A 12,178-nucleotide genomic window follows, 5' to 3' on the forward strand; every position below is an offset into this window, starting at 1 on the left:
GTGGTGCACGGCGCGGGCCAGGGAGCTGACAGGAGCGCTTCCCTCGGAAGCGGGGGTAGAGCAGTAACTCGCGGAGTCACAGCCAGCGCCGGCCTGTGGCTTCCCGGGCTACTCGGCGGCGGAGCGGCCTGCGCCGTCACCTCTTCCCAGGGCGCGCCCGTGTCGATAGAGGGAGCCGGATGGCACTTCCGAACGGGGAGCCCGGGCCCGACACTTCTCCGCGCGACGGCGACTTCGAGCTGGTGACGCTGCGCAACGGCGCGCGCGCCGTGCGGCACCTGGGGCACGGCGAGGTGATGCACCCGAGCGTGGGCCCCTGGCAGGAGGCGCTGCGCCTCTATGTGGAGCAGCCGCGCCTGGCCGAGCGCCTGCGCCAGCCGGGCCCGCCGCTCGTCCTGCTCGACGTGGGGCTGGGCGCCGCGACCAACGCCGTGGCCGCGCTCTCGTGCGCGCGCGAGCTGGGGGCCGAGCGCCGCCGGCCGCTCGAAGTCGTCAGCCTGGAGGTGGAGCTCGCGCCGCTGCGGCTCGCCCTGGCGGACGCTTCGGGTTTCCCCTTCCTCCAGCCCTTCCGCGAGGCCGCCGAGGCGCTCATGCGCGACGGGGTGTGGGAGGCGGAGGGGCTGCGCTGGCGGCTGCGCCTGGGCAACGCGCTGGCCCACCTGAAGGAGCCACTGCCCCCGGTGGACTTCGTCTACTTTGATCCCTTCTCGCCCGCCTCCAACCCGGAGATGTGGACCGAAGGGGTGCTCTCACAGGTGCGCGCCCACTGCCGCCAGGAGGGGGAGGGCGCCCTGCTGATGACGTACAGCGCGGCCACGCCCACCCGGGTGACGCTGCTGCTGGCGGGCTTCTATGTGGGAGCAGGGGTGTCCACCGGCACCAAGGGTGAGACGACGGTGGCGGCCACCCGCCTGGAAGCCCTGCAGGCCCCGCTGGGGGCCCGGTGGCTGGAGCGGTGGCGCCGCTCCTCCTCCAGGGCCCCACATGGGGCCGAGCTCACGCCCGAGGTCGAGGCGCGGCTGCTTGCCCATCCGCAGTGGCGCCCGGGGTGAGCGTCTCCACGGCGGGGGCCTCGGACCAGCGGATGTGGAAGGTGCAGCAGGTGCCGTCGAAGCCCTCGGGGATGGCCACCACGCGCCAGCCCCCGGCCAGCTCCACCGCCCGCGACAGCAGGCCCGCGGCGAACGTGGGCTGATCCGCCATCACGTCATTCATCCACAGCTCCACCGAGGTGGGGCCACGCTCCACCACGCGCACCTCGCTGAAGTTGTTGCCCGCGCGGAAGCCGTGGGCGGCGCGCAGCAGCATCCTCCGGGGGCCCGCCAGCCGGGCCATGCCCAGCAGCGCCTTGCCGAAGAAGGTGCCGAACCACGCGTCCATGAAGCGCCCGCCCAGCGAGTAGTAGGCGGCCTCGGCGGGGACTCCCCCGTAGATGTGCGCCGCGGCGGTCCGCAGGAACGTCCTCCACTGCTCCAGCGTGTAGGACCGCTCCAGCTTCCGGTCCAGGTCCAGGCCCACCTTCTTGAAGGCCTCTCGGGAAGCCGGCGTCAGGCGGTTCTCGAAGGCACGGACGAACAGCGCTTCGACGGTCTGTGCGTGAACGAGCTTCTCTGGCGTCATGGCAGCACACCCTACTCGACCGGGCGGAGAGTTGCTCGGTCGTTGGTGAAAGAATGTTCAGTGTGACGATGCTCTCGGTGCGGCTCGGCAGCGACGGGAAGCACCAGGAGTGAACCCAAGTCCTCCTTAGTGCGAAAAGCAGTGAAGTCAGGGGCGGGTTGGATTCTACCTCCCGGCAAATATTCCGCTACGGGCACATCCTCCTACAGTCTGCCAGTGGACCGAGCGGGAAGGCACTTCGGGCTTTCCAGGGAGGGTCGGGAAGGGGGCGCGGTGGCAGGATGGAGCCTTCCCCATGGCCCAGCCAGCACTCCGCCTCGAGCCCGAGCCCGAGGACGCCACCTCCGTGCCGCCCTCGCGGATGCTGCTGCGCGTCCCCGGCGACACTCCCGAGGCGGCGGACACCTTCTGGCTGCGCCAGGTGTACCGGGGGGATCGGCTGCCGCAGCTCACCCTGCGCGCGGTGCTGCTGGGCAGCGCCGTCGGTGTCGTCACCTGTGCCACCAACCTGTATGCCGGGCTGAAGGTGGGCCTGCAGTTCGGCGTGGCCGTCACCGCCGTGCTGCTGGCGCAGATGACCCATGGGCTGCTGCGCCGGCTCTCGCCCGGGCTCGGCGGGGCGCCCCTGTCACCGCTGGAGGCGTGTTGCTCACAGGCGGTGGCCTCCGCGGCGGGCTATGCCACCGGGGGCGCGCTGGTGTCCGTCCAGGGGGCGTACCTCATCACCCAGGGCCACCACCCGCCCGGGTGGACGCTGCTGGCGTGGACGTTCCTGCTGTCCGCGCTGGGCGTCCTCTTCGCCGTGCCGCTCAAGCGGCAGCTGGTGGATCGCGAGCAGCTCCCCTTCGCCACCGGCACCGCCGCCGCCGTCACCGTGCATGCGCTCAACGGCACGGGGGCCGAGGCCGCTGCCCGGCTGCGGGCGCTGGGGCTGGGGGGGCTGGTGGCGGGGGTTATCACCGCCGGGCGCGAGGCGCTGGGCCGCATCCCCGCCGCGTGGCCTCTCCCCGGCTCGCTGGGCGGGGTGCCTCTGGAGAAGCTGGGCTTTGCCCTGGAGACGAGCCTGCTGCCCGTGGGGGCCGGGGCGCTCCTGGGGCTGCGCACCACCGCCTCCATGCTGCTGGGCGCGGGGGTGTTCCATGGGCTGGTGGCGCCGAGGTTGATCTCGGCCGGCCACATCTCCGCCGAGGGGGGAGTGGGTGCGCTCCTCACCTGGGGGCTCTGGCCGGGCGCCGCCGCGCTCACCACCGCGTCGCTGCTGCGCTTCGCCCTCCAGGGCCGGACGCTGGCGCGCGCGCTGCGAGGGTGGGGGGCCGCGCGGAACCGGCCGCCGCATCCGGTGGACGCGCTCCAGGTGCCGCGGGGCTGGCTGCTCGCCGGGATGGCGGTGCTCACCCCCGCCACCGTGGCCGTGGCGCATGTGGGCTTTGGCATCCCCGTGCTCCACGCCACGCTCGCCGTGGGGCTGTCCTTCATCCTGTGCCTGATGGCCTGTCGCGTCACCGGCGAGACGGATGCCACGCCCGTGGGGCCGCTGGGGCAGGTGACGCAGCTCACCTATGGCGTGCTGCTGCCGCGCAACGTGGAGGCCAACCTCGTGACGGCCGGCATCACCGTCAACGCGGCCTCCTCCGCGGCGGACCTCTTGAGCGATCTCAAGACGGGGCACCTGCTGGGCGCCCACCCGCGGCGCCAGTTCCTCGCGCAGCTGCTGGGGACGGCCGTGGGCGCCCTGGCCGTCGTGCCCCTGTTCTACCTGCTGGTGCCGGACCGCTCCGCGCTGGGCGGAGAGCGCTTCCCAGCCCCCGCGGCCTTCACCACCGCGAGCGTCGCCGAGGTGCTCGCCTCGGGCCTGGAGGGGCTCTCGCCCGCCATTCGAGCCGCGGTGGCCTGGGCGGCGCTCGCCGCGGCCGTGCTCACCCTCGCCGAGCACCTGCTGCCCGAGCGGCTGCGGCGCTGGGCTCCCTCGCCGCTGGGGGTGGGGCTGGCGTGTCTGCTGCCGGCGTCCACCTCCATGGGCCTCTTCATCGGAGGGCTGGCGATGGCGGTGACGCAGCGCGTGCGTCCCGCCTCCGTGGAGGGCCGGGTGCTACCTCTGTCCGCGGGGCTCATCGCGGGCGAAGGGCTCGTTGGAGTCGTCATCGCCGCACTGGGATCAGTCTGGTAGCCTCGAAGGGAGCCCATGCGTTGTCCGGTCTGCTACCGCCGTCTTGCTCCCGGCGCGGCGTGCCCCGTGCATGGCGAGCGCCCACCGCCAGCCCCACCTCCCGAGCCGTTTCCGCTCCCGAGTGTGCCTGGCCTGCGTGCCGCCACCGAGCTGGGCAGCGGCGGCTTCTCGCACGTCTTCACCGCCTATCAGGCGGTGGATGGGCGCGAGGTGGCCCTCAAGGTCGGCCATGGCTCCCATCCCGAGCGCTTCGCCCGCGAGGCCGCCGCGCTGCGCCGGGTGGGCCCACCCACCGTGCCCGAGCTGTTCCAGCATGGCACGGCGGGCGGGCGGCCCTTCCTGGTGCTGGAGGCGCTGCATGGGCAGACGCTCGCCGCGTGGATGGCCACGCTGCCGGGGAAGGGTGCCGCCTCCGTGCCTCGGGTGCGAGAGCTGCTCGCCGGCCTGTGCGCGGCGGTGGAGCGCGTGCATGCCGCCGGAGTGGCCCACCGCGATCTGAAGCCCGAGAACATCTTCCTGCGCGAGGGCGGCGCGCTCAGCCTCCTCGACTTCGGGCTCGCGCGCTTCCCCGACACGCCGGGCGAGGAGGTGCCGGGCGAGGAGCCCGCCGAGCTCACTCGCGAGGGCCAGCGGCTGGGCACTCCCGTCTACATGGCGCCCGAGCAGTGTCTGGATGCTCGTGAGGCCGGGACGGCCGCGGACATCTATGCGATCGGTGTCCTGCTCTTCGAGCTGTTGACCGGGACGCCGCCCTTCACCGGGAGCGCGGACGAGGTGCGCCATGGGCATGTCAGCCTCCGCCCCCCGCGTGTCTCGGAGCGCGCCGAGCTGCCGTCGGCGCTCGACGAAGTGGTGCGGCGATGCCTGGACAAGGCCCCCGCTGGCCGCTTTGCCCGCGCCGCGGATGTGCTCGCCGCCTTCGAGGCCGCGTGCCACGTCACGGGGCCCATGGTCTCGGAGGTGGCTCCGAGTGCCTCCACGGCCGTGGCCTCGGGGGCGGGGGAGCGGCCCGTGGCGCTCCTGGGCGTCAGGACGCGAGCGCCCGTGGATGTGCTGCTCGCGGCGGTCGAGCCCCATGGGGGCACGCTCGCGCGAGCACGGCCCGCGGGCTACCTCGTCGCCTTTCCCGAGTCCCTCTCCGCCGAGGCCAGCCTGCGAGCCGCCTCCCTCGCCGCGCGCAGGCTCGTCGAGGAGGGAGAGGCCGCGGCCGTCCTCCACCTCGCCGAGCTGCACGTGCGCCCCGGGGCCGCCACCACCCGCGTCGCCGGCACCGCCCTGGAGTCTCCCGAGCGCTGGTGGCCGCCGGAGCTCACGAAGGGGCAGGTGCTCGTCACTCCCGAGGCCTCGGCGGGCCTCGAAGCCCGCGCCACCCGCCCGGGGCCCGGCGGCGAGCGCCTGCTCGTCCTCGAGCGGGGCGCCGCGTCCTCCGCCTCCGAGGCTCCACCGCTGGTGGGGCGCGAGGCGCTGCTGGAGGAGCTGCGCGCGGAGGCGGCGCGGTGCCTCGCCGACGGCGTGCCGGGCCTCTGCGTCCTGACGGGCGAGGTGGGCCACGGGAAGACGCGGCTGCTGGAGTCCCTGGCCGCGCGCTGGGAGGCGGAGGGAGGCCTCCGGGTGCTCAGCTTCCGGGCCCTGCCTCCCGACAGCACCTCGCCGGACATGCTGCTCCAGTCCTTGAGGAGCGCCGCTGCGCTCGAGCGCGACGCTCGCCCCGCGGCTCCCTCGGCCTCCTCGGGGGCCCGGCGCCATGCCGACGCACGCGCCCTGGCCGAGGGGCTGCGCCAGCGCGCGCGGCAGGTGCCGCTGGTGCTGCTGCTGGACGATGCCCACCTGGCCGATCCCACCAGCCTGGACCTGCTGGAGATGGCGACCCTGGCCGGCGCCCAGGCGCCCCTGTGGATCTGCGTGGCCGGACGCCCCTCGCTGCTGGGCCTGCGCCCTCACTTCGGCGAGCGCAGCGCCCGGGTGTCCCGCCACGCCCTGCCGCCCCTGTCTCCCGAGGCCAGCCGGGCCCTGCTCTTCTCCCTGCTGCACCCGGTGGAGCTCGTCCCCGAGCCCGTCCTCGCGCGCCTGGAGCAGCTCGCGCAGGGCGTGCCGCTGTCGCTGGTGGAGCTGACGGGAGCGCTGCGGGCCGCGGGGGCGCTGCGCGCCTCTCCCGGCGGAGGGTGGTACCTGGCCCCGGATGCGCTGCTGGACGTCTCGGTCACGCCGCTCTTCGAGCGCCTGGCCGCGCGCGCCCTCGCCGAGCTTCCCGAGGTGCATCAGGTGCTGGCGCAGCTGTGCGCGGTGCTGGGCAACGAGGTGGACGTGGCTCGGGTGGACGCGGCGCTGCGGCACCTGGAAGCGCGGGAGGAAGTGGAGCGGGTGGCCTTGTGGGACGCGGGGGCGGGGCTGGCGCGCCTGGTCCGCGCGGGGCTCATGCGCCAGACGGAGCGGGGCCGCTTCGCCTTCCGGCACCCCTTGCTGCGCCACGCCCTGGAGGCGGCGCTGCCTGCCTCCACCCGCCGGGCCCTGCATGCCGCCGCCCTGCGCTCGCTCGAGGGCGAGGGGCCCTCCGAGCGCCGCCGCCGAGCGCACCATGCCGCGGGCTGTGGTGCCCACCTGGATGCCGCCAGGGCCTTCCTCGCGCTGGCGGAGGAGGCTCGCGGCACCCACCTGCTGGTGGAGGCCGAGCAGTCCTATACGCGCGCCCTCTCGCTGCTGCCCGAGCCGCAGCGGGCCCTGCGCGCGCAGGCGCTGGCGGGCCGCGGGCGGGTGCGCCACCGGCTCCAGCTCTTCCGCGAGGGGCTGGCCGATCTGTCCGCCGCGCGCGCCCTGGCCGAGGCGCTGGGGGACGAGCCCCGCGTCGTGGATCTGCTGCTGGAGGAGGCCACCGCCCGCGACTGGATGGAGGACGTGGAGGGCTCCTCGGCCTGCACGCGCGAGGCGATGGAGCGCATCGAGCGGCTGGATGATCCCCGCCTCTCGCTGCGCTGCACCCTGGCCCGAGGCCGGCTGCACGTCCGGCTGGGAGAGTGGGAGCCCGCCGCGCGCGTGCTCCGCTCCGCGGCCGAGGGAGCGGAGCTGGCCAGGGAGCACGAGACGCACGTGGTGGCCCTGGCGATGCTGGGCTCGGCGTTGACGTTCCTGGACCGGACGGCCGAGGCCGCCGCGTGCTTCGAGGAGGCCCTGGCCCGCTGCGCGCAGGTGGGGGACGCCCTGCAACTGGCGGCCACCAGCACCGCCCGGGTGCTGCTGTGGCTCAAGCTGGGGGATGTGGCGCGCATGGAGGAGGACCTGCGCCGCGCCATCGCGCTGGGGCGCGAGCTGGGCCACGCCCAGGTGGAGCGCTGGTCCACCTTCAACCTCGCCGAGGTGCTGTACATGCAGGGCCGGCTGGAGGAGGCCCTGCCGCTGGCCCGCCGCGCGCACGAGCTGGGCGTGCGCTTCTTCCAGGAGCACCCGGTGCCCATGGACGCGCTGCTCATCGCCCGGATCGCCATGGCCCTGGGGGACACGGCGGAGGCGGCCCGGCAGCTGCGGTGGATCCAGGCCCGCTGCGCCCCCGAGTCCCTGCCCCCCACCGCCATCATGCGCAGGCTGGTGGAGCTGGCGGTGCGCGAGGCCGAGACGGGCGCCGCTCAAGGCGGCGAGGAGTGGCGCACCCTGGTGGCCGAGGCCGAGTCCTGCGCCTCGGCCGATGAGATGGCAGAGATCCTGCTCCAGGTGTCGCGTGGCGCGCTGCGTTCCGGGCGCGTGGGGGAAGCACGTGAGTGGCTCGCACGAGCGGAGCGCGCCGTGGAAGGAGCTCCCTTGTGGCGCGCGCGCCTACATCCCCTCCGACAGGCGCTCGAAGAGAGGGTGTAGCGCGGAGCGCTACTCGTGTGCCCGACGCTTGTAGCTCCCCGCGCTACAGCCCCCGGACCCCCAGCCTGCCGGCCCTCTGAGAGCCTCCGTTCGGAGGTTGGCGCGCTACGTGCTTTCCGAGCTTTGCAATGTTGGCTGAGCTTGAAACGGAGGAAGAGTTCATGAAGGTTCGTGCGCGTTCCTGGCGGCAGTGGGTTCGTGGGGCGGGGGTCTCGGTGCTGCTCGTGCTGGGGGGCTGCGGGCAGGCCCTGCCGGGGGAGGGCGGGGACGAGACGGGCATGGAGTGGGAGACGCAGGAGGCGGCCATCCGCATCCCCAACTCCCTGTCGACGCAGGCGCTCACGCTCAACGCGCTGACGACGAACCCGACGGCCAACCAGATGATGGGGACGAGCTCGCTGACGTCGCTCTTCCTCCCGCCGGGCAACCCGTACATCAACACCCAGCTCAAGGATCCCAACGCGCAGCAGCTGATGAAGTACGTGGTGAGCTGCGCGCTGAAGACGGGGCAGGACCTGAAGTGGACCAACCCGCTGACGGGACTTCAGGACGTCTGGCCCGGCTCGCTGGGGCTGTGTCCGGAGTGGGCCACGCAGGCTCCCTCCCCAGGGTGTCTGGAGCGGGTGTCCTCCTGTCTGCTGGCGCGCAACAACGCCTTCGGCCTGCGGGTGGAGCTGTCCGTCCGGGGCGAGCACCCGACCAACCTGAGCGCCTACCCGCTCGAGGCCGTGGCGCGCCCCTCCGCGTACGATCCGGACACCTCGTCGCGGCTGGCGAGCATCAGCGAGTGCGAGTTGGCCACCCTGGGCGCGGCACGCAACTGCGGCTGGGCGGTGGACTCCATCGGCAGCTGCACGCCGGGCCAGACGGTGCGGCTGGGGGCCGGGGGGCGCGCGCCGGACGACTGCACCGGCCCCATGCTGGGCTCCAGCAACCTGGGGCGGGCCATCCTCCGGGTGTGCGACGGCATCGCCGGGTGTGACAACGCCAGCCAGCGGATGCTGGCCCAGAGCCAGGGAAGCTGCAGCCAGCTGGCTCCGGCGGTGTCGTTCACCTGCCCGGCGTCAGGGTACTTCAACGTGATGAAGGGCTCCTTCAACAGCAACCTGGCCGTGCTGACGACGGTGCAGGTGGCGGCGCCAGCCGACTACCGCCTGTCCGAGGCGGAGGTCTTCGCCCAGCGGGAGGGCGCCTACTACGGGACGATCTTCGATCCGGGGGCGCTGGCCGTGCAGGTCTACGTGGAGGGGGATCAGGTGATCGGCAGGGGGCAGGTGGTGCACGGCTCCGTGTACCTGCGGATGTACTCCTGCTTCGACGCGGGCTGGACAGCCGGCGCGGCCACGGCGGCCCACCGGGTGTGCGCGCTGCCTTCCTCGGGCTCCAACTGCGCCGCCAAGGTGGTGGGCACGTGCGTGGATCCGAGCCACCGCTCCTACCCGACGTCCATGTGCGCTACGGAGGATGGCTCGCGGGTGGAGGGAGACGGGGACTTCGCGGGCTGCCGCGACAACACCGGCACGCTGTGGGCGGAGCCCCTCACCGTCTACCTCAACCAGGCGTGTGATGTGACGGTCGGCTCCCCCAAGTCGGGCGTGTGCCAGCGCAAGTAGGCGCGCTACAAGGAGCCCATGGTCCCTGGAGGAGAGGAGTCGCTCTACGGAGAGGAGCTGTCCCCCGGCGCCCTGGTGGGCGGCTGGGTGGTGGAGCAGCTCCACTACCAGGGGCCCGTCTCCATCCTCTACCGCGCCCGGGAGCTGCGCACCGGGGCTCCCACGGCGCTGAAGGTGATGCGCTCGCTGTTCACCGAGACGAGCACCGCGCTGCGGCGCTTCCGCCGCGAGGCGGACACCCTCCAGCGGCTGCGCCACCCGCACATCGTCGAGGTGCTGGGGTACGGAGAGCTGGCGGACGGCCGGCCCTTCATCGCCATGGAGTGGCTGGAGGGGAAGGACCTGGCCGCCGAGCTGGCCACGAAAGGGCCGCTCTCCGCCTCCGAGGCGCTGGAGGTGCTGGAGCAGGTGGGCGCCGCGCTTCGGGCCGCGCATGAGGCAGGCGTGGTGCACCGGGACCTGAAGGTGCAGAACGTGATGCGGCTGCCCGGAGGGCCCGAGCCCCGCGTGAAGCTGGTGGACTTCGGAGTGGCCAAGGGCCTGTCCCCGGAGGCCCCGGGCGCCTCCACGCTGACGCAGACGGGCGCGGTGCTGGGCACCCCGCTGTCCATGGCGCCGGAGCAGATCCGCGGCGAGGTGCCTGATCCGCGCACCGACCTGTACGCGATGGGCGTGCTCCTCTTCCAGCTCCTCACCGGGCAGCCTCCCTTCCAGGGGGCGACTTCCCACGAGGTGGAGGAGCAGCACCTGCACGCGCCGCCCCCCCGGGTGAGCGAGCGCGCTCCGGTGCCGGCCGCGCTGGATGGCGTGGTGCACCGCTGCCTGCAGAAGCGGCGCGAGGAGCGCTACGCGGACGTGGACGAGCTGCTGGAGGACCTGCGGCGCGCGGTGCGGGGAGGCCAGGGGCCGGCGCGGGTGGGGCGCGCGGTGGCGCTCTACGCGGAGGCGCACGTGGACGGCGAGCCGGATGCCACCTCGCTGGAGCAGCTGGATCTGGTGCTGGAGCGGGCGGGCGCCGTGGCGCGCGTCGCCGGGCTGGAGCTGAAGGTGGACGGGGCGGGGTGCCTGCTCGCGGCGGCGCCGCTGCCCGAGGATGTGGCCGGGGAGCACTCCGCCCGAGCCCGGGTGCTGACGGCGGCGCTGGATCTGCTCGAGTACGCCGGGGCGCTCACGCCCTTGCGTCGGGTGAGGCTGAGCCTCACGGTGCATGTGGACGCGGCGCCGGCGCCTCGAGAGCTGGCGGGGCCCACGCCCTCGGAGCCGGGTGGCCTGCTGTGGCTGCCGGGGTGGGCGGCACACTCGGGCCATGGGCTGGCCGCCACGGGCGCGGCGGTGCACGGGCTGGAGGCGGACTTCCGGGTGGAGCCCGGAGGCGCGGCGGGCCTGGCGCGCGTCACCGGCCGCCGCTGAGGCTCACGGTTTTATCCCGTGACGGCGCAGCAGCCGGTAGAGGTGGACGCGGTCCACGCCCGCGGTGGTGGCGGCCTGGGCCACCTTGCCCTGGTGCTTCTCCAGCAGGGCCCGCAGGTAGCGCCGCTCGAAGTCGTCCATCACCCGGCGGCGCTGCTCCGCGTAGGGCTGGGTGGGATCGATCTCCAGCGTCCCCTCGGTGCGCGCCTGCTCCTCGGAGAGCGCGAGCGCGTCCTCGAAGACGAGGCACCGCTCCAGGTAGTTGCGCAGCTCTCGCACGTTGCCCGGCCAGGCCGCGTGCTGCAGCCGGGAGATGAACTCGGGGGTGCGCAGGGCCTGGGTGTGCTCGGGGGCGGCGCCCAGCGAGGCCAGGAGCTTCTCCACCAGCGTGGGCAGATCCTCCGGCCGCTGGCGGAGCGAGGGCAGGGTGATGCGCAGCACCGCGAGCCGGAAGAAGAGATCCGAGCGGAAGCGGCCCGCGTTCACCTCGCCGCGCAGCTCGCGGTGGGTGGCGGCGATGAGGCGGATGTCCACCGGCTGGTAGGTGTTGCTGCCCACGCGGCGGATCTCCCGGTTCTCCAGCACGCGCAGCAGCTTGGGCTGGAGCTCGGCGGGCAGCTCGCCAATCTCGTCCAGGAAGACGGTGCCGCCGTGGGCCTCCTCGAAGGCGCCGGCGCGCCGGCCCATGGCGCCGGTGAAGGCGCCCTTCTCGTGGCCGAACAGCTCGCTCTCCAGCAGGTTGGAGGGGATGGCGCCGCAGTCCACGACGATGAAGGGCTTGTCCCGCCGGGAGCTGGCCTCGTGCACGGCCTGGGCGGCCTGGCTCTTGCCGGTGCCCGTCTCGCCCTCCAGCAGCACCGTCACGTCACGGGCCGCCGCGCGCTCCAGCAGGGCGAAGCACCCGCGCATGGCCACCGAGGTGCCCACCAGGGAGCCAAAGCGCGTGTGCGCGGACAGCTGCAGCCGGTTGTTCTCCGCGCTGAAGTCGAAGCGCAGCACGGCCCGGCCCAGCCGCAGCAGGCTGCCGCCGCGCAGGTAGCCCTCCGCCACCTGCACGCCGTCCACGATGACGCCGTTGGTGCTGTCCAGGTCCTTCACCTGGGGGCCGCGCGGCCCGATGCGCACCTCGCAGTGGAAGCGCGACACGGTGGAGTCATCCAGCGGGAAGTCATTGAGCGGGTGCGAGCCGATGGAGCACACGTCCGAGGCGGACTCCCAGAAGGTGCCCAGCCCGGGGCCCTCCACCACCGTGAGGCGGAAGCGGCGCACGGCGGGCAGGCCCTCCGGACGGCGCGCGTGCTCGTAGGGGAGCGTCTCGTGGAGGTTGCCGCCCTCGGCGCTTCCGCCCTCGGGGTTCCCCTGACCCTGGGAGTCCAGGGTGAGCAGAATGTCTCGGTTTCGATCTGACGGCGCCATGGGCTCAAGCTACCACTGTTCACCTGGGTGGACGGTGGACTCCAGGTCATGGGCTCGGGCGCTGGCCGGGGAGGCGTCCTGGCTGGGAGCGAGCCAGGCCAGCGCCGGG

7 protein-coding genes are annotated in these 12,178 nt (G+C 73.8%); 5 read left to right on the forward strand and 2 right to left on the reverse strand.

Going from position 1 to position 12,178, the window contains the following annotated elements; genetic code table 11:
- Nucleotides 1–179 precede the first annotated feature (179 nt).
- Entirely contained in the window at nt 180–1,052 is an 873-nt protein-coding gene (locus KY572_RS26445) for an MnmC family methyltransferase (protein ID WP_224245740.1), read from the forward strand.
- On the opposite strand, the gene KY572_RS26450 is transcribed toward KY572_RS26445, so the two are convergent.
- Nucleotides 997–1,620 carry a DUF2378 family protein gene (locus KY572_RS26450; RefSeq protein ID WP_224245741.1) on the reverse strand — a complete coding sequence of 208 codons (624 nt, stop codon included), beginning with the start codon at nt 1,618–1,620 and terminating at the stop codon, nt 997–999. The two genes, KY572_RS26445 and KY572_RS26450, sit on opposite strands and share 56 nt — an antisense overlap.
- A 295-nt stretch (nt 1,621–1,915) precedes the next feature.
- Between KY572_RS26450 and KY572_RS26455 the strand changes: the two genes are divergently transcribed.
- The 4 genes from KY572_RS26455 to KY572_RS26470 all read left to right on the forward strand — a co-directional run bounded on the left by KY572_RS26455 (nt 1,916) and on the right by KY572_RS26470 (nt 10,653).
- Nucleotides 1,916–3,787, forward strand: a complete 1,872-nt coding sequence (locus KY572_RS26455) for an OPT family oligopeptide transporter (protein WP_407659998.1) — start codon at nt 1,916–1,918, stop codon at nt 3,785–3,787.
- Nucleotides 3,788–3,802: 15 nt separating this feature from the next.
- Nucleotides 3,803–7,630 (forward strand): serine/threonine-protein kinase, encoded by a 3,828-nt coding sequence (locus tag KY572_RS26460; RefSeq protein WP_224245742.1) that lies wholly within the window; start codon nt 3,803–3,805, stop codon nt 7,628–7,630.
- 161 nt (nt 7,631–7,791) lie between these two features.
- Nucleotides 7,792–9,243, forward strand: a complete 1,452-nt coding sequence (locus tag KY572_RS26465) for a hypothetical protein (protein ID WP_224245743.1) — start codon at nt 7,792–7,794, stop codon at nt 9,241–9,243.
- Between the two features lie 18 nt (nt 9,244–9,261).
- Entirely contained in the window at nt 9,262–10,653 is a 1,392-nt protein-coding gene (locus KY572_RS26470) for a serine/threonine-protein kinase (protein ID WP_224245744.1), read from the forward strand.
- A gap of 3 nt (nt 10,654–10,656) precedes the next feature.
- Here the strand turns inward: KY572_RS26470 and KY572_RS26475 are convergent, their stop codons facing one another.
- Nucleotides 10,657–12,069: a sigma 54-interacting transcriptional regulator gene (locus tag KY572_RS26475; protein WP_224245745.1), complete on the reverse strand. Its 1,413-nt coding sequence runs from the start codon at nt 12,067–12,069 to the stop codon at nt 10,657–10,659.
- Nucleotides 12,070–12,178: the final 109 nt, after the last annotated feature.

It is taken from the genome of Hyalangium gracile (assembly GCF_020103725.1).
Classification (GTDB): Bacteria; Myxococcota; Myxococcia; order Myxococcales; family Myxococcaceae; genus Hyalangium; species Hyalangium gracile.